This is a genomic window from Photobacterium frigidiphilum (assembly GCF_003025615.1).
Taxonomy (GTDB): domain Bacteria; phylum Pseudomonadota; class Gammaproteobacteria; order Enterobacterales; family Vibrionaceae; genus Photobacterium; species Photobacterium frigidiphilum.
This window is the reverse complement of sequence record NZ_PYMJ01000010.1, coordinates 56,010-74,634: the sequence shown is the minus strand read 5'-3', so window position 1 is coordinate 74,634 and position 18,625 is coordinate 56,010. Positions and strand designations below refer to the sequence as shown.

Here is an 18,625-nt window from a genome sequence, read left to right as displayed (position 1 = left end):
AAAAAATGAACAACATCCTTGAGCTAGTACGCCAAACACGCCGCAAAAACAAATTGAAGCGTGAAATTCTTGATAACGACCGTAAAATTCGTGACAACCGCAAGCGTGTTGAATTGCTAGAAAACTTATTGGACTACATTCGCCCAGATATGAGCCAAGACGCGATTCTAGAGATTGTTGAAAACATGAAGGGTGATTATGAAGATCGTGTTGACGACCACATCATCGTTAGCGCAGAGCTTTCTAAAGAACGCCGTGAAGTAAGCAAGAATGTAAAAGATCTTAAGAAAGCAGAAATTGCACACAAATAATTGATGCTTAGTACTCGGTAGTCGTATAGAAACTGAGTCATGTAAAATGAATGTGATATATAAGCCTGATCATGATCAGGCTTTTTTTTGTCATTTTTTACTACTAAACAGTTAAACTAATACAATAAAGTAGTGAGTTAATAACCATTGCATCAAATAATAAGTAAATCTGTAGCATTTGTGGGGATGTAAATTTGATAAAACGCTGGGCTTGTTTCGTACTGTCATTACCTGTATTCGTATTCGCGGGTGGTGAGGGATCTAACGTAGAGCAAAAAGACGCCAAGAAAACAGGCTTTGTATCATTACAAGATCTGCGTGATAAGCGAGATGAAGAACAAAATTGGGGTATTGCTGCTGCTGTTCGAGTGGCGTCTATCCCGTATTCAACGAGTAGCGCAGTTGCAGATAGTACTGTTAGCACGTTTGTACCCATGATGTTTTATCAAGGTGATAGGTTTTTTGTTCATGGTACTGAAGGCGGGTTAAACCTATACCGAGAAGATGAGTGGGAAATGAATGCACTTCTTCGAATGCATTTTATTGATTTACCTTCATCATTCCAAAATGAAATAGGTGGTGACAGTGGCGATGGTGGGCTGCAGTTTAAGTTTAATATTGATGAGAATATCTATTCTAAAGTGGATTTAATGTTCGACTCAAGTATGCGCTTTCATTCTGTGGCTACGATAGGTGCGCGTTACGACGAAGGGAACTGGTTAGTTCAACCAAGTGCTTCATTAATATGGAAAGAATCAGATTATAACTCGTACTACTATGGGCTGAATCAAGAATCTATAGACGGCGGCATTGATTTAAAACTTGGCACCACTGCGCGTTATCATGTCGCGTCTAATTTGTATTTATTGGGCGGCGCATACGCAAGACGTTTTGATAGCAATGTAAGAGATTCAGCGACGATTGATGCTGATTGGCAAGGTGAGTTATATGCTGGCTTTGGTTTCTTCCGTGATGACAGCAAACCTGTAAAATCATCAATATCAAACAAATCATATTGGCGCATAGCCCACGGTTGGGCAACACCTTCTAACATTGGCGATATTTTTAAGTTTAACCGTGAAAAAGATGAATTTGATAATAAGCTTACGTCCATTTTCTATGGGCATCCGCTTACTGATGAACTATTTGGTTTACCGTTAGATATCTATTTAACGCCTGGTGTTGCGTGGCATTGGAAATCAGATGTACAAAGTTCATCGCAAGAATATGTTCTCGCGATTAAAGCCTATTACACTTTCGATTGGCCTGTGCAATGGCGTTTTGGTTTAGCTGAAGGTTTATCCTATGCAAGTCAGATTACCTATATCGAAGGCAGTGAAATGGAGCGTAAGGGCTACGAGCCAAGTAAGTTATTAAACTACCTTGATTTTTCTTTTGATGTAAATCTTGGTGATATCTTTAATCAGAAATCGTTGGATGATGTTTGGGTGGGATATAGTTTGCATCACCGTTCTGCAATCTTTGAATCTGCTTCTCAGTTTGGCAGAATTAAAGGCGGCAGTAATTACAATACTGTTTACGTACAGTTCGGCTTCTAATCGAAAGCCATGCAATGCATCGATTACTTACGGCTGGAGTAATAAAATAAGTGGATGTCGCATGGCTTTTTTGCACAATACGTATACAAGAAGCGTTATTCAGTATAGGGAAGGTAACCTGTAAACCCGCAGATTTTCCAGCCAGTATCTGTGCTTTTTAAATAGTATAGCGTTTGCCATAATAGCTCGTCAGATTGCCCATCAGCGCGTTTAATTGCCCCTTTAAACTGTTTACGCGCAATCGCCCGTCCGTTTTCTATACTAATGTGATTCAATGTTGTTGCCGCGTGAACAGCAGCTTCTAATGGCTCTGCATATTCTGTTCGCTGAGCAAGTTCGGCTTGTTTTAACCATTCATCGCGGTAATGACTTAGCGTCGAGAATGCTAAATTCCATGTGCCTGGGTCAGGGTTCTTATTACCATTCACTGCATAAAATTCTTCTTCGATGAAATCATCAGCCACCTGCGACCAATCTGCATCGCAGTATGCTTTAATGTCGCGGCTAACAAGCATGTGCCAGATTTGTTCACGGTCGGTATCGTTGCCAATGAAGGGGTTTGTTTTAATCACGTTATTACTCTCTCTTTATATTCTGACTGGATCAATGCAGTAGCATGCTTGCCAGATACTGATCTAGATTGGACGCAGAAGAAAAGCAGAGAAAGCTGAAGTTGAGATATCACACCATAAAATAAAAAAGCCTTATCGAACAATGTGATCCGATAAGGCAAAAAGCTAAAAGAATTCTTAGCAGGCAGTAAAGTTAGTCATTCGATACTTATTGGTAGCATCAATGCTTATGCACTGATTTTTTCTAAAGCAGATTTAGCGTTTGTAATACCTTTAGCAGCCATTTCTTCACCCATCGCGAGTGCTTCACCGTAAACAAATTCAACATCGGTTAAGCCAATGAAACCAAGGATTGTTTTAAGGTATGGCACCATTGTATCGGTAGGGCCATCTTTGTGCATGCCGCCACGTGTTGTTACAACAATCACTTTCTTACCTGTAATTAGCCCTACAGGACCATTTTCAGTATATGAAAAAGTAACACCAGCACGTGCAATAATATCGAACCAGTTTTTAAGCTGAGTGGGTACAGAGAAGTTATACATTGGCGCAGCAATAACGATTGTATCGCTGTTTTGTAATTCGTTGATAAGCATATCAGATAGTGCAAGGGCTTCTTCTTGACGAGCAGTCAGTGTATCACCACCACGCAAACCACCTGCAATCTCTCCATCTAATACAGGAATAGGTGTTGCGACTAAATCACGTTCAATGACAGAACTGACACTGTTTCCCCATGAAGAAACAAGATGTTCGATAAGACCATTTGATTGTGAGTAGTCACCAAGAATGCTTGATTTAAGTACGAGTACATTAGACATGTTGTATTCCTTATTCGGTATTAGCTGTTTGCTATGGGTTTAACTATAAAAGGGAGAGCATGCAGAAGATAGTGGAAAAATTTGTGTGTCTTATTCAAAAAAATAGAACGTTATTGTTCGGCTGTAATTATGGCTAATAATCATGATGTTACTGTTTTATTTGTTGGGGGTTAGACGCGAAATTCTGAAGGTTAGAGTATGCTAAGACAATTTTGGTCAGAAAATATTAAGCCGTATTCATTAACGCGATGCAGATTATTTTGCTGCCAAAATAACCTGACCACTTCATCTTTTTACGCTAAACAACAACAATTAAATGTATTAGGTGAGCAGCGAGATAGCAGTTTTGTGCATGCGCAGATCGCCAAACGCACAATGCAATATCATGTTGCAACACCTCCCATCGCAAACATGGCACTGAGTATTGGAAATAATCGTTGAGTTGACTGAATCAAATCTGGTATCTAATCTTTTTTTACCCACACCATAAGTGAAAGGTTTCTGTTGGCGATGCAATTTGCTTGTATTCAGTGAGTCTTTTGGACGCTGCTTATTAAACATATTGCGAGTTATAGCGTCAGCATAATAAGAAAAAAGGAGGGGGCATGGCTCAGAAAAACAATTTCATTCGGCGTTATTGGCGATTATTGAAAGGTAGAAGTTCTGTCCCTATGGGTATTGTGGCGGCCTTCTGTTTCGTCGCTGGTATTATCTTCTGGTATGGATTTAACTGGACGATGGCCGTCACCAATACAGAAGCGTTTTGTATTGGTTGCCACGAAATGAAGGATAACGTTTACCCGTCTTATACCAAGAGTATTCACTACAGCAACCGTTCCGGCGTTCGTGCTGTTTGCTCTGATTGCCATGTACCTCATGAAATGGTAGACAAAATCGTACGGAAGATCCAAGCCAGTAAAGAGGTCTGGGGCAAGATTACCAATAAGATCAATACACCGGAGAAGTTTGCTGAGCACCGTTTGTCGATGGCGCAACGTGAGTGGCAACGTTTTAAGAAAAATGATTCTCTAGAGTGTCGTAATTGCCATGATCAGGCCTTCATGAACTTCGACAAACAAGGTGCCCCAGGCGTCTTTATGCATAGAGAAATGCTGAAAACCGGCAAATTTACCTGCGTTGATTGCCACAAAGGAATTGCTCATGTTCTTCCAGAGATTGAACAGCTAGATGAAATCGCGCCCGATACGCTAGAGCCGACCATGAGACCACCCTATAACCATAGCCAGATGACGTTGGAGTAATTGGTATGAGTACACTCGAATCTATTATTTGGCATGTTCTCGGTTACTCGGCGCTGCCCATAATTCTCTTGATTGGATATTGCATCACAGTCGCTTTTGGCTGTTTTTTGCTGGAACTTACCGGGTATGGAAGCGATGAATAGTATGCGCGTCAAAATGAAAATGTTCTCTCTCAGTATTGCATTTCTATTGTTCCCTTGGATGACGTTGGCTCAGGAGGATATCGAAAGTGGCAAAAAGGTCTATATTCGTGAATGCGCAACTTGTCATGGAGAGTATGGAGAGATCAGTAATGATGTTATTCCTAATATCCTGGGTCAATATTCCGGTTATATGCTCACGCAGATGCAAGCCTTTCTCTCAGATGATCCGAAGATGGCGCGTGGTGGTATTGCCGGCTCGTTAAAACGTTCGATATTGTCGAATATTACGGTTCAGGAAATCAAAGATATTGTCGCCTATTTGGGAACGATTGAGTACACCGTGACGGGTGCTAGTAAAGAGGACGCCGAGGCGCGCGGCGAGTTGGCGATGAATGGATGGTGGTTGGCTAACTTTGCCGGTTGCGGCAACTGCCATGGCGATGATCAGATGGGACTTCGGGTGCGCAACCCAGGCACGGGAGAGCTCGACCCAAATGTGGGGGATCCTTTCACACCTAAATTGGTCGGTCTTAAGTACGGTTATATTAAACGGCAGTTGGAGGCGTATGAGTCTGGGCGGCGTGCCGGTGGTATGTCGGCAATGAAACATATTATGGCTCCGCTGTTTCAGACGCCTCGTATGTTACAAGCCATCGGCCACTATGCAAAAGATGTTCACGTGATACCCGTGATTAAAAAACAAACGAGGGATACACAATGAGAACGTTGAGTACGGTATCGCTGTTGGTATCCATTCTGTTTGCTAGCCCCGTTTTTTCAGAGATCCCCTACAAGCTTCGGGACGGGATAGAGGAAGTTGATTACGCAAAACTCAATCCAATCAAAGGATTCAGGTTACCTGATTCGGGGCAGTTCAGGGAAACGACTTGGGTACGTGGTGAGGATCGGGATCATCAAAGAAATCCGATGTCGTTCACCATTAGCGATGATGGCAACATAGTTATCGATAATAATACCGGGCTGATGTGGGAACGACACCTGAACTGGAAGTGGGAAAAAACCGTGCCGCCGAAGGGGAAGTGGCGTCCTCAAGACATATTTAGTTACCAAGACGGAGAGCCCAGACGTCGTCCGTATCACGAGGGTGTTCAGTATTGTAAGCAATTGCGACTGGGTGGTTATGACGACTGGCGTATGGCGAACATGAAAGAGGGGCATACAATCGCTCACTATGGTGCAGCTCGCCCGACCATAGATATGAAATATTTCAAGGATGTATTTGCCGGTATTCCAGGCTACGGGGATCGCGGCAAAGGGGGGATGTGGGCCGGTCCTATCGCACCGGATCACAACAATAGTGGTTGGCATTTAGGCTTTATCGACGGACACTTTATGGGGTATCCACGTGGTGGTTATAAAACCACACGCTGTGTACGCGCTGATAACAACGGGACCTATTTTATTCCTGAGTATGTCGATAATAATGATGGCACGGTGACGGAGAAGGTTGCCAAGCTGATATGGGTGAAGAAGGTGGAAAGCGGGTTACTCGACTGGGAAGAGGCGCTTCAGTATTGTGAAGATCTTAACTATGCCAGTCATCGTGACTGGAAGTTACCCAGTAACAAAGAGCTAACCAGTATTGTTGATCTCAACCGGCACAAGCCTGCGTTAGACGCGAGTGTTTTCCCTGATACGGATTATAAGGCTTACTATTGGTCCCGAACGCCCGAGACACGTGATGCTGCGCGAAACCTTATGTCTGAGACCACTGTTCAGCCCGAGGATAAAGAAATCAATAATGCCCATGAGAACGCTTGGATACAGGCCTATATGCTGGGCGGAAACTGGCGCGCTCCACGACGGTTTAAGGGGTATGCACGTTGTGTTCAATGGATAGAGTAAATGTCGGTGTTGATGCTAATCGGGTTGTGAGTATAGAGCTGATTCCTTCTATTTTCCGGATTATCGTTCTAGCTGTTATATTTATGTCGACTATCGGTTCTGCTGTCGCCGATACAGAAAAAAAACAGTACCCAGCTCTGCCGTTCAGTAGTGATTTCGGAGGTTCATTCAAGTTGACGGATCATACTGGTCAGATTGTTACCGATAGAGACTTTCTCGGTCAATACGTGATCCTTTATTTCGGCTATACCCAGTGTGCAGATGTTTGCCCAATGGTCCTTTTCTCAATTGGTCAGGCTCTAAAAAAGATCGAGCCTGTCGCCGGTAACATTACTCCGCTGTTTGTAAATCTTGATCCAGATCGTAGCTCTTTGATTGTTATGAAGCAGTACGTCCACAATTTTCATCCGCGTTTTATTGGGCTGACCGGTTCAGAACGGGAGATAATCCGTGCGGCTGGCGCCTATGGTATTCGCTATCGTTACGTAAAGGATGATAACGGTATGACAAGAATGGAGCATAGCGGGAAAATTTTCTTCATAGGGCCGAACGGGGAGGTTCTGACTTATTTCCCTCATGAGGCTTCTGTGGACTGGATTGCAACGGTTATGGAACGTTATGTGCGAAGTAGTTTAGATCAGTGAGAATGACGCATATAGCCAATACGAGTCCTGCCGTATTTGTTTCAAACGTATTTCTTGTAATCCTGTTTTTTGCAAACCTATTTTTTTCGGCTAACGCCAGAGCCGAGCTGTTAGATGGAGCGATGCTCTATAAAAAATATCAGTGTCATATTTGCCACGGTGAGCGTGGTGGTCATCCCGCAAGAAGCGGCTACCCAGTTATTGCGACCCTTGCCATTAATATAGTTGTCATTGGGGAGTTTACTTTATAATAATGGGCCGGGCACAGAAAACAAACAAAAAATAGCCCGAAACGACTCCTGTCTCGGGCTTAGGGGAATGGCTCGTGAGAGCCTTGCGCTAACTGGTTAATATATGATTATCGATTACACTATCAATGTTAGCTCACACATTACAATTTGCCAGTTTAACTAATGAGAATGTAGATTAGCTGCACATTACTTCCCGTTTGTTGCCTTCTAGATTGTTTAATGGTCAAAGGCTTATCTAGATGGTATTAAATATCGAATAAGTTGGTATCACGGACCAATTCACGTGGAAGACCATTTTTAATTCGGTTGCCTACCCATTTGCCTATACCGATAGGGTAGTCGCGGTAAGTCACTACGACCTCACCTTTACCTAAAAGGTTTTCTGGGCGAATATCTCTTCCCATGAACCATTCTTTAGCTTGCTCTGGGGCTAAATCGATCGCAACGTCTTCTTTCCCTGTTGCAAGAGTCATAACGGCTTCATGTTGCCAGCGGTAACCTTTCTTGTGCTGCTCTGCTAATTTAACACCCATGCGTTGGAATCGTATTTCACCGATAAGTGGGCGAAGGTTCGCAGGGAATAGCCATACTTCTTTCTCTCGTATCCAGACATCACTCTCTGCTGGTAGAGTAATACTCAGTGTAGCTTGAAGCTGTTCTGCAATTATGGCTTTATCGGCATCTGCAACAATAGTGAATGGGAATTTACCCATACGTTTTTTAACTTTAGGTGTTTCAACAGCTGCATGTTTACGAATGCGGGCAACAAAGAAGCCTTCACTGTCGAATATTTGAGGATAAATGTGTAAGAAACCTTCTTCTGTTAAGGACTTTTCTGCACCTTCAAATAGGTCGCCTAATGGCTCAAATTCAACGGCATCACCAAATGTTTCTTTCAAAAAATGGCAGACGTGCTGATTTTCGCTAAGGTTAAGTGTACACGTTGAATACACCATCATGCCGCCTGTTTTCAGCGCCTGAAAGGCACTAATAATAAGGTTTCGTTGAATGGCTGCGATGTCTTCAATGGAACTTAGGCTCCAGTTCGCCATTGCATCGCCGTCTTTACGAATAGCGCCCTCACCTGAACAAGGCGCATCAAGCAAAATAGTATCAAATGACTCTGGTGCCCAACCACCAAACACACAGCCGTCAAAGTGGGTGAGTGCTGCATTGTAAACACCACAACGCTGTAGGTTTGCGTGAAGCACTTTAATACGGCTTGCGGCTAATTCATTCGCCACTAATGCGCCACGGTTTTGCATCGCACAAGCAATTTGCGTTGTTTTTGAACCGGGAGCCGATGCCATATCAAGTACACAATCTAACGCATCGTTATCTTTTAATAATGCAGTGACAGGCATCATAGAGCTTGCTTCTTGAATATAGAACAAGCCAGCCATGTGCTCTGCTGTATTGCCTAACGATACCGACTTTTCATCTTCTCGTTCAATCCAAAACCCTGTATCACACCATGGTACTGGTGTTAACGTCCAATCTTTATCAGACACACGAACAAGAAAATCTTCAACGCTAATTTTTAATGTATTCACGCGAATACTACGGCGTAAAGGTGTTCTACATGATGCGATAAATTCATCCATGCTTAGATGCTCTGGCATGATTTCACGGATCATTTCAATAAATGTGTCTGGGATATAGGTTTTAGGATTCAAGAGACTATCTCGATTAACTAGCAATGGGGCGAGATTCTATACCAAATACTAGGAATAATCGAACGCTCAAGCTTGATTGAACAGGTTTTTTGCTATCATTTTTCTAAAAATAAAGGAGCGCAAAAGCGCTCCTTTAATCAAAAGTTACATCGTTATAACAGCTAGGTGTTACTAGTCACGAGGAATGGCGGTACGCCATGTTTTCCATTTGTTATCAGCTTCTTTATGCAGCAAGAAATGCTCTTCTTGTTTAGCTAATGGTGACAAAGGTTGTTCTTCTGGTGTGGCAAAAGAAATACCACCACGCAGTAAACTATCTACGGTACCTGTTTGTATTTTGGCACCCGTTAAGCCGATGGTGAAATCAACACCTGAGGCATTCCAGAACACAGTATCGGTACGAATAAGGTGGCTGTATTCCTTTTCAATCTGAATCTTAATTAATACGCGATCCGATAAATCACCCAAAGCGACTTCGATGACTTGACCCACTTGAATATCACGGTAAAGAAGTGGGGTGCCTTCACTCACTGAACCTCGGTCTTCACTTTCCAGAATCAATGTTAAACCTGATGAGATCAGCTCTGCTGTACCCAACTTAAACGTTTGGGAATAAGCGCCATCACCTGGTTGCACAGCAATATAGCTGTTTAATAATGAATCTAAGTTTTTTGCACCTGATAGGCTTAATTTGGGTGTGACAGTCCAGAAATAGCTGTCTGATTTTGCCAAAATATTGGCGTATTTCGGAAACAGGCGCGCTTTTATCTGAACATTACCAGCGTTAAAGTTAGGTTCGATGCTAACAACCTTACCCACATTGACGCCTTGATAACGGATATCAGCATTTTTTGATACAGAACGTGCATCTGGCGCTGTTAGGGTAACCAATAAGCCAAAATTCTGAGCGTCACTTAGGCTTGGATATAATTTGAATTTCGACCCTGCCTTATTTGTCACACCGACGATATCATCAAATGCGATACCCCCTTTAATAAGGGTACTAATAGGGTCGGCTTTGACTTTAATCCCATCGAACCCTGCTTCGATTTCGACACCTGAACGATTCCAAAAAACCGTACTCGGGCTGATTAAATGACGATATTTATTCTCAATCTTAAATGACACGGTGACACCGTAACGCACTAGGGCATAGCCAGTCACTTCACCAACTTGCAGGTTACGGTAAAGGATAGGGCTACCTTCTGAAACAGGCGGTAATTCGTCGGCAAATAGCGAGTATTTAGCGAATCCGCGTTGGTTATCAGCGGCAAGGTTAGACAGGCGCTTATTTTCGTAAAGAGGGTAACTCTTTTGAATGCTCTTAGAGCCTGAAGATGTAAAGCTAATACCGTTACTGATTAGTTGATCGGCTGGCGGCATTGATACGTCGATGCCTTTAGCACTGATGCTCGCTTGAATACCACCGTCTATAAAGAAACGACTGTTAGAACGAACAAGTGATGTGTATTGAGGGCGAACAATAACATCGAAACGCACTTTACTACTTTCAAAAGAGACTTTCTTAACTCGCCCTACATCTAAACCACGGTGACGAAGCTTAGAGCCACGCTCTATACCGTAACTGTTATTGGCATATAACGCGAAGCTAACTGTACCGGGTTGCTGTTCCTGTAATTGGTCTTGAGTGATCGCTTGGAACATCCGCGTTTTCTCACCTTCACCTGGAATTAAGGTTAGGAAGTTACCGCGAATAAGGTTACCAATATTTTTGACCCCATTTAAAGACACTTCTGCTTCTTCTAATAGTAAGCGAGAGCCCGTATTTAGCAAATCACTCATGCTTGGTTCGATTGCCGCGTTAGCAATGATTTTGTTGGTTTCTTTATCAAGGCGAAGGCTCGAAATTTGACCTATTTCTAATCCGCGGTAGATAATAGGCGCACCACTTGTGCTGATGTTATTACCATCGGGTAGTTCGACTTTAATGGCAATACCACGACCTGCAGTATTCAAGTCAGGGTATAAGCGAAATAAGTGATTGGGTTCTATAGCAACGCCTTCATCAGGTGAATCAAATGCAATTGCACCACCAATCATGGCTGATAGGCTCTCAAATTGAACATCAACCCCATTAAAACCAATGTTGGCACTCATACCGCTGACATTCCAGAATCGACTCTTATTGGTTATCAATTCAGAATATTGTGGTTTGATGGTGACATCAATTAATACCTGCTTTCGATTCTGACTTAGCGTGTAGTTATACACTTCACCAACAGGAATTTTCTTATAAAAGACTTGCGAGCCAATACTGACAGAAGCAAGGTCAGGTGAGCGCAATTGCAGGGTTAACCCTTCCCCCAATGGTGTATCGGCAGGTTGGGTATCCAGCGCGGTAAATTTCTTGGTGGTTTTGCCTTCCCCTGGTTGCAAGGCAATGTAATTACCAGATACCAAGGCATCTAACCCCGATATACCAGTGATTGATGCTTTAGGCTTTACTAACCAAAAACGCGTGTTTGCTTTTAATGTTTGTACGGCTTTAGGGTAAATATCCGCATCGACATAAATACTTTGGAGATCTTCTGATAAGTTCACATCACGAACAATACCGACTTCAAGGCCTTGATAACGAATAGTTGTTCTACCTGCAATCAAGCCAGCAGCATCGTTAAAATGGATTTGAATACGTTCACCAGATTCATTCACAGCTTTGAATACGAGCCATCCCGCCAGCACAAGTGCAAGTAGGGGCAGTAGCCATAAAGGGGATAATCCACGGTCACGGCGTATATCTACTGCTTCGGGTTGTTGATCATTTTGTCCGTTGTTCATAGTTGTCCCATATCAGGCGAGAATCTAAGTTTTCTACTGCTAACATTGTTAAGACCACTACCACCCCAAACGCAATAGCGCCTGGCCCAGGAGTGAAATCCAGAATTTGTCCACGGTCGATCAGCGTCACCATGATGGAGATAACAAATAAATCCATTACTGACCATTTGCCTACCCATTGAATAACACGAAAAGCATGCATGCGTTGCTTGTGATAAACTCGGCGCTTAAATTGGATGCAAATCAGAATGTAAGCCATGCCCAATATCTTAGCGACGGGTACAACTATACTGGCTACAAATATAATAATTGCTATACCCGTCATATCGGTTTTTACTAAATGAGCAACACCTGAGAAGATCGTATCTTCTGCTCTTTTCCCATTATTTAAAAAGATCGAAATAGGGTACAAGTTTGCAGGGAAAATAAAGACTGTCGCGGCAATTAAAAACGCCCACGTTCTTTGAATTGAGCGTGGTTTACGATGATGCAAAGGTGAATCACAGCGAATGCAGTGTGAAGAATAAGCCTGTGTCATGTGGCATGTTTCGCAATGAATCTCTTCCAGTGTTTGTAATTGATTATTTAGTGGATTCGTACATTCATTATCACTTTTAGCCCGTTCGCCAGCTAAAGGTCGAAGCGTCTTAAACGTAGGGTGATCTTTTTCTGGTTGCCATGATTCCCAATAACGGTTTGGGCTAACACGGGTAATAAGTAAAGACATCAACACCTGCAAGATAACCAAACAATATAAGCCGGGTCCTACGTAGATATCGGCATAATCTTGTACTTTGAAGCATGATATTGCCAAGCTAACTAAGAATACATCGTACATTGCCCAATGCTTTAAGTGGGTGATTACCCATAAAGATGATTTTAATAAACGAAAATTTTTCACCTTTAACGCTAGCTGAGCACCTAGTACAGACAGGCTAACTAATAAAGGGGCAATAGAGCTACAAAATAAAATAAGAAACGCAACGGCAGGAAATTCTGATGCAAGGCTAAATGTACCAGACGGGAGTGTTGCAGGAATCATTACCCCAAATAAACGTATCGTGATTAACGGAAAAATATGGGTTGGAACAAAAAGGATGAGACAAGCGAAAGCGATGGCAAGTTCGCCATTGAATCGACATTTACCACCACGGTAAAGACGAGTGCTACAACGTGGGCAATATGCGCTTTTACCACGAGGTGCTGCATGGGGCATTATAGATAAGTCGCAGCCTGGGCAACGTCGAGCCATCGACATGTTGATGTCATCCTTAATATCAAACCAAATGGATCGGTTTAAACTGTATATGATAATGGCCTTATTTAAAGGCCATTATTCAATTGTAAACGAACACTATATTATTTTGAGTTCATTCTGGCTACTGCCAAGTTATCTTCACTGGTATTACCATCAAGCTTTTTATGATCAATAACTTGTGAATTGTGCGTTTCTTGACCGCTTTCATTGGTGCTGTTATTGATCATGTCTGAAACCAACACTGATTGATGTTTTTCATCAGGTGATTGCACTGAACCATATAAAGTTTGGTATAAGCCTTTCTCATTAACAAGTTCTTTATGTGTACCTGTCTGACTTACTTGCCCATCTTCAAGCACGTATATTAGATCAGCTTGCTTAACCGCAGATAAACGGTGCGCAACAATCAGTGTTGTTTTGCCAACTAAAAATTCATTCAAAGCAGTATGTAGCGCAGCTTCTGTTGCTGTATCTAAAGCTGACGTTGCCTCATCAAGTATGACAAATTCAGGATCAGACAAAACCATACGTGCAATAGCAAGACGTTGTCGTTGCCCACCTGATAAGCGAATACCTTGACGGCCAATTTCAGTGTCTAAGCCATTGGTTAGGCGCTCAGTGACATCGGTTAATTGGGCTATATCTAATGCTAACCACAATTGTTCATCAGTATAATCAGCACCTAACGTTAAATTCTGCCTTAACGTATCATTAAATAACACAGGGTGCTGTAATACCACCGCCATCTTGTTTCGAAGATTGTCGTAACCAACATCTTCAATAGGGTGGTTATTAATTAAGATATCCCCAGTATTTTTTTGATAAATGCCTAATAGCAATTGAATCAACGTTGATTTACCGCCGCCTGAAGAGCCGACTAACGCCACTCTTTTCCCTGCAGGGATAACTAAATTCAGATCGTGTAATACTTCCTTATCTTCATCGTAGGCGAAATGTAGATTTTTCACTTCTATGTGTAATGTTTCACCATCGACGAAAGGATTTACTTTTGGTGTTGGACGAACTTCTTCTTCTAACACCAATAAGTTGTTTAAACGTTGCATCGCAGCTGAAGCACTGTACCAAGCAAACTGAATACCTAATAACTCTTGTACGGGACCCAACATAAACCATAGGTAACCAAACACGGCAAACATCTGACCAATAGATAAATCACTGAACAGCACCATCAACATTGCAGCAGCGCGGAATAACTCAAAGCCTAATAAAAAGAGTAGAAAGGAAACGCGCCCCGCGGCTTCTGATTGCCAAGCGTATTTATCCGCATTGTGACGAATGTCATTCGCGTTCGATTTTAATTGGGCCAGAAATTCACGCTCACGGTTAGATGCGCGTAACTGGTATAGACCCTCAAGCGTTTCAACAAGGCGTTGTTGGAACTTTTCAAATGCTTGGTTTTCTTTCTTTTTCAGGTTTTTTACACGGTTCCCCATTAACCGAGAAGCGTAAACCACCACAGGGTTAACAAGCAGAATCAGTAAACCAAGCTGCCAATTTAACCAAAGCAGAATAACGGCTGTACCAATTACTGTTAATAGACCGATTAAAAAGCGGCTTAATGTGTCACCTACAAATTTATCGATGGTTTCGACGTCTGTAATCAGATGTGACGTAATACCACCACTACCTCTTTCCTCATATTGACGCATACTGATGCGGCCCAGTTTATCGAGGAGGTGACCACGAATGTTATAAGTTATATCTTTTGCGACGAGGGTAAACTGCCGACTTTGCAGTATATTAAGCGCTTGACCTGCTACGCGCATCAATACAACAAGGAACAACACCATTAAGATGTAACCCGTTGCGCCATGAAGTGACTCCGGCAATAATAAATTTAAAAATTTGACCCCATCAGCAGGTTTATCAAGTAATACTTCATCAACCATTAATGGCATTAGAAGGGGGATTGGCACGCTAACCAGAGTTGCTATGAGAGCAATAATATTTGCAGCGACAAGTCTTGGGCGGTGACGTTTTGCTTGCTTTAGAAGCCAAGACCAGTTAATTGTTTGGTTTACAGAATCTTTCACAATGATAATGATTCCTATTATTAGTGGAAGGGCTATATTAACGGCTATATAAGGAGTAAGCCATGGAAAATAAGAGCGCGTTCTATAAAAGATTAACTCAGCAGGCAATTGCACTGACTGACGGTGAGCCAGATCTGATTGCTAATATCTCTAATATTAGTGCGTTACTGAATATGGAGTTAGAAGATATTAACTGGGTAGGCTTTTATTTGCTTAAAGGCGACCAGTTAGTGCTTGGTCCATTTCAAGGAAAAGTAGCTTGTGTACGTATTCCGGTAGGGCGAGGTGTGTGTGGTACTGCCATCTCAGAAAATAAGGTACAACGTGTTTCTGATGTGCATGCCTTCCCTGGACACATTGCTTGTGATGCCGTAAGTAATTCTGAAATTGTAATACCATTAACAGTTAAAGGTGAATTGATTGGCGTTTTGGATATTGATAGCCCAAGTTTGTCAAGATTTGACCAAAATGATGAAGATGGACTAGTGTATTTTGTGAAAGAACTACAAAAAAGCCTCTAATTGTATGCTTTCGGTGGTTTTTCATTGTTAGGTAACTATAATAGCGACACTATTTCTTTTTGATCACAGTACACACAGCGAGATCTCTCGTTTTATGTCAGGAAACTCCATGGAAAACTCTGAAAAGTTAACGAACAGTAAAGAAGTTATTGCATACATTGCTGAGCGTTTCCCAAAATGTTTTACTATTGAAGGTGAAGCTAAGCCACTTAAGATTGGTATCTTCCAAGATTTAGCTGAGCGCTTAAATGAAGATGAAAAAGTAAGTAAAACACAATTACGTACTGCACTACGTCAATACACATCTTCTTGGCGTTATCTTCATGGAGTAAAAGCCGGTGTAAACCGTGTTGACCTTGATGGCAATGAATGTGGCGTTCTAGAGCAAGAGCACGTAGAACACGCACAAAAAGCCCTTGAAGAAAGCAAAGCTAAAGTTCGTGCTCGTCGTAAAGAGCAAGCAGTTGCTAAAGCTGCTGCAAGCAAAGATGGCGAAGCGAAAACAAATAAAAATCATGCTAAATCAGCTAAACCTAAGAACACTAAGCCAAAAACGTCTAAGCTAGATAAAAAGCCTGCAGATACATCCCGTGCTTTAACAGCTGATGAAGTAAAAGTTGGCAACAATGTTTTAGTGAATATGGGCTCTGGTAACATGCCGGCATCTATCGTTGAATTTAACAAGGACGATGTGCGTGTTCGTTTAACCAATGGTTTGACCATGGTTGTAAAAATGGAGCACCTGCGTTCGTAAAGGAGAATGCTCGACGCATGAACTGTCGATTCCGTTTTTCCCTGATCGCTGCTGGCATGATGCTGGCAGCCTCAGCGCAAGCCCTAGAGGCTAAGTATTCATTAAGTGATTTGCCCCAACTTGCGCCTGAAAAGCAGCATGCTACGGCAAGTAAAAGGGTTGCTTCGCGGTTTACACGTTCGCACTACAAGCAATTCTCTCTTGATGATCAATTTTCTTCTGACATGTTCGATCGTTATATCGAAATGTTGGACTTCAACAAAAGCTTCCTTACTGCGGCTGATGTTAGGCTACTTGAAAAATGGCAAAACCAATTCGATGACCAACTTAAAGTCGGTGATACATCGGGGGCTTTTGAAATTTTCAATAAAGTGCTTCAACGTCGTTATGATCGCTATCAATACGCGTTAACATTGCTAGATAACGAAATTAAATTCAATACTAATGATGACTTTGTTGTTGATCGTTCAGAATTGGATTGGGCTGCAGATCGTAATGCATTAAATGAAATTTGGCGTCAACGTGTAAAATACGATGCGTTAAATCTGAAACTTGCAGATAAAGATTGGAAAGAAATTAAAGAAACCTTGAGCAAGCGTTATAACAATGCGTTAAAACGTCTCACACAAACTCATAGTGAAGATGTATTTCAAATTTACATGAATGCATTTGCACGTGAAGTTGATCCGCATACCAGCTATTTATCTCCTCGTAATGCAGAACAATTCCAATCAGAGATGAACCTATCTTTGGAAGGGATCGGTGCTGTGCTTCAAGTTGTTGATGATTACACTGTTATTCGTTCACTTGTTGCTGGTGGTCCGGCTTCATCATCTAAAAAACTTGCTGCAGGTGACCGAATTATAGGTGTTGCGCAAGATGGAAAGAGCGTTGTCGATGTTATCGGCTGGCGTCTGGATGATGTTGTTCAGCTGATTAAAGGCCCTAAAGGTAGCAAGGTTAAGCTTGAGATTCTTCCAGAAGGAAAGAACACTAAAAGTTACGATGTAACTATTGTGCGAGATAAAATCCGTTTAGAAGATAGGGCTGTGAAATCTGAAGTGAAGACAGTCGGCAGCAAGAAAATAGGTGTCATTGAAGTACCTAGTTTCTACGTTGGTTTGGCTGAAGACACGAAAAAAGAGATCGCAAAACTAAACGAATCTCAAGTCGATGGTGTGGTTATCGATCTTCGTAATAACGGTGGTGGTGCGCTTACAGAGGCAACAGCATTAACCGGTTTATTTATAAACAGTGGTCCGGTTGTTCAAGTGCGAGATAGTTATGGCCGTGTAAAAGTAAATGGTGATTCTGATGATCGCGTTTATTTTGATGGACCGTTAACCGTACTGCAAAATCGATACAGTGCATCGGCTTCTGAAATTTTTGCCGCAGCAACACAAGACTATGGCCGAGCTGTTGTACTTGGCGAGCAATCTTTTGGTAAGGGTACTGTTCAGCAGCACCGTTCACTGAATCATATTTATGATTTGTTTGATAAGCCTTTAGGTCATGTCCAATATACAATTCAGAAATTCTACCGTATTAACGGTGGTAGTACTCAGAATTTAGGTGTTGTACCTGATATTGCTTTCCCAACGGCTGTTGATCCAGCTGAAACGGGTGAGAGTGTTGAAGATAACGCTTTACCGTGGGACAGTATTAAACCTGCAAGTTATCAAAAATTAGTAAACTATTCCCCAATATTGCCTTCTTTAAAAGCGAAGCATGAGCAACGCATAAGTAAAGATATGGAATTCGGTTTTATTCTTGATGACATTCAAGAATACAAAAAGGATAAAGATATTAATACCATTTCTTTGAATGAGAAAACGCGTATTGAGGAACAGGATAAGACAGACAGTAAACGATTAGCACGTTTGAATAAGCGCCAGAAAGTATTAGGTAAAAAGCCTTTTGCTACACTGGAAGATGTGCCAAAAGATTATGAGTCACCAGATGCTTACCTTGATGAAGCTGTTGATATAACAGCGGATTTAGTTAACGCTCAAAGTTAATTGCGGTAATAAATTATAAAACGGCACTGCTTAAAAGCAGTGCCGTTTTTATTTGTGCTGATAGTACGGTACTGACTAATACCAATTCCATTAATTAACTCTCGCTGAACTGATCA

General features: G+C 42.0%; 18 protein-coding genes. 12 read left to right on the top strand and 6 right to left on the bottom strand.

The genetic code is table 11. From position 1 onward, the window contains the following. The first annotated feature begins 5 nt into the window (after positions 1-5). Together C9J12_RS12045 and C9J12_RS12040 are read left to right on the top strand one after the other, a co-directional pair. Positions 6-311: a DUF496 family protein gene (locus C9J12_RS12045; protein ID WP_107242941.1), complete on the top strand. Its 306-nt coding sequence runs from the start codon at positions 6-8 to the stop codon at positions 309-311. A gap of 194 nt (positions 312-505) precedes the next feature. Next, entirely contained in the window at positions 506-1,870 is a 1,365-nt protein-coding gene (locus tag C9J12_RS12040) for a MipA/OmpV family protein (protein ID WP_107242940.1), read from the top strand. 95 nt (positions 1,871-1,965) lie between these two features. Here C9J12_RS12040 and C9J12_RS12035 read toward each other — a convergent pair whose 3' ends face one another. Together C9J12_RS12035 and C9J12_RS12030 are read right to left on the bottom strand one after the other, a co-directional pair. Next, positions 1,966-2,442, bottom strand: coding sequence for a hypothetical protein (locus tag C9J12_RS12035; protein WP_107242939.1), 477 nt, complete (start codon positions 2,440-2,442; stop codon positions 1,966-1,968). Between the two features lie 227 nt (positions 2,443-2,669). Further along, positions 2,670-3,263: an FMN-dependent NADH-azoreductase gene (locus C9J12_RS12030; protein ID WP_107242938.1), complete on the bottom strand. Its 594-nt coding sequence runs from the start codon at positions 3,261-3,263 to the stop codon at positions 2,670-2,672. Between the two features lie 198 nt (positions 3,264-3,461). Between C9J12_RS12030 and C9J12_RS12025 the strand changes: the two genes are divergently transcribed. From C9J12_RS12025 to C9J12_RS11995, 7 genes are all read left to right on the top strand, one after another. Continuing rightward, positions 3,462-3,704, top strand: a complete 243-nt coding sequence (locus C9J12_RS12025) for a hypothetical protein (protein ID WP_107242937.1) — start codon at positions 3,462-3,464, stop codon at positions 3,702-3,704. A 164-nt stretch (positions 3,705-3,868) separates the two neighbouring features. Continuing rightward, entirely contained in the window at positions 3,869-4,525 is a 657-nt protein-coding gene (locus tag C9J12_RS12020) for a NapC/NirT family cytochrome c (protein ID WP_107242936.1), read from the top strand. Positions 4,526-4,530: 5 nt separating this feature from the next. Further along, positions 4,531-4,668: a TIGR02808 family protein gene (locus C9J12_RS12015; protein WP_107242935.1), complete on the top strand. Its 138-nt coding sequence runs from the start codon at positions 4,531-4,533 to the stop codon at positions 4,666-4,668. Next, entirely contained in the window at positions 4,652-5,389 is a 738-nt protein-coding gene (locus C9J12_RS12010) for a c-type cytochrome (protein ID WP_107242934.1), read from the top strand. The genes C9J12_RS12015 and C9J12_RS12010 overlap by 17 nt, the downstream gene beginning before the upstream one ends. After that, positions 5,386-6,534: an Lcl C-terminal domain-containing protein gene (locus C9J12_RS12005; RefSeq protein ID WP_107242933.1), complete on the top strand. Its 1,149-nt coding sequence runs from the start codon at positions 5,386-5,388 to the stop codon at positions 6,532-6,534. The genes C9J12_RS12010 and C9J12_RS12005 overlap by 4 nt, the downstream gene beginning before the upstream one ends. After that, complete coding sequence (locus C9J12_RS12000) at positions 6,522-7,178, top strand: SCO family protein (RefSeq protein WP_107242932.1); 657 nt, start codon at positions 6,522-6,524, stop codon at positions 7,176-7,178. Before C9J12_RS12005 ends, C9J12_RS12000 begins: the two co-directional genes overlap by 13 nt. A 2-nt stretch (positions 7,179-7,180) precedes the next feature. Then, complete coding sequence (locus tag C9J12_RS11995; protein WP_107242931.1) at positions 7,181-7,429, top strand: hypothetical protein; 249 nt, start codon at positions 7,181-7,183, stop codon at positions 7,427-7,429. Between the two features lie 245 nt (positions 7,430-7,674). Here the strand turns inward: C9J12_RS11995 and rsmF are convergent, their stop codons facing one another. The 4 genes from rsmF to C9J12_RS11975 form a co-directional block, all read right to left on the bottom strand. After that, positions 7,675-9,105, bottom strand: a complete 1,431-nt coding sequence (gene rsmF / locus C9J12_RS11990) for a 16S rRNA (cytosine(1407)-C(5))-methyltransferase RsmF (RefSeq protein ID WP_107242930.1) — start codon at positions 9,103-9,105, stop codon at positions 7,675-7,677. Positions 9,106-9,276: 171 nt separating this feature from the next. Further along, positions 9,277-11,904, bottom strand: a complete 2,628-nt coding sequence (locus C9J12_RS11985; protein ID WP_107242929.1) for a PqiB family protein — start codon at positions 11,902-11,904, stop codon at positions 9,277-9,279. Next, positions 11,885-13,162 carry a paraquat-inducible protein A gene (locus C9J12_RS11980; RefSeq protein WP_107242928.1) on the bottom strand — a complete coding sequence of 426 codons (1,278 nt, stop codon included), beginning with the start codon at positions 13,160-13,162 and terminating at the stop codon, positions 11,885-11,887. The genes C9J12_RS11985 and C9J12_RS11980 overlap by 20 nt, the downstream gene beginning before the upstream one ends. A gap of 101 nt (positions 13,163-13,263) precedes the next feature. After that, positions 13,264-15,216 carry an ABC transporter ATP-binding protein gene (locus tag C9J12_RS11975; protein ID WP_227876339.1) on the bottom strand — a complete coding sequence of 651 codons (1,953 nt, stop codon included), beginning with the start codon at positions 15,214-15,216 and terminating at the stop codon, positions 13,264-13,266. 62 nt (positions 15,217-15,278) lie between these two features. Between C9J12_RS11975 and C9J12_RS11970 the strand changes: the two genes are divergently transcribed. The 3 genes from C9J12_RS11970 (at position 15,279) to prc (ending at position 18,509) form a co-directional block, all read left to right on the top strand. Further along, complete coding sequence (locus C9J12_RS11970) at positions 15,279-15,737, top strand: GAF domain-containing protein (protein WP_107242926.1); 459 nt, start codon at positions 15,279-15,281, stop codon at positions 15,735-15,737. Positions 15,738-15,846: 109 nt separating this feature from the next. After that, a complete protein-coding gene (gene proQ / locus C9J12_RS11965) occupies positions 15,847-16,491 on the top strand; it encodes an RNA chaperone ProQ (RefSeq protein ID WP_107242925.1) in 645 nt (214 codons plus the stop codon). 17 nt (positions 16,492-16,508) lie between these two features. Further along, complete coding sequence (gene prc / locus C9J12_RS11960; RefSeq protein WP_107242924.1) at positions 16,509-18,509, top strand: carboxy terminal-processing peptidase; 2,001 nt, start codon at positions 16,509-16,511, stop codon at positions 18,507-18,509. Positions 18,510-18,625 lie beyond the last annotated feature (116 nt).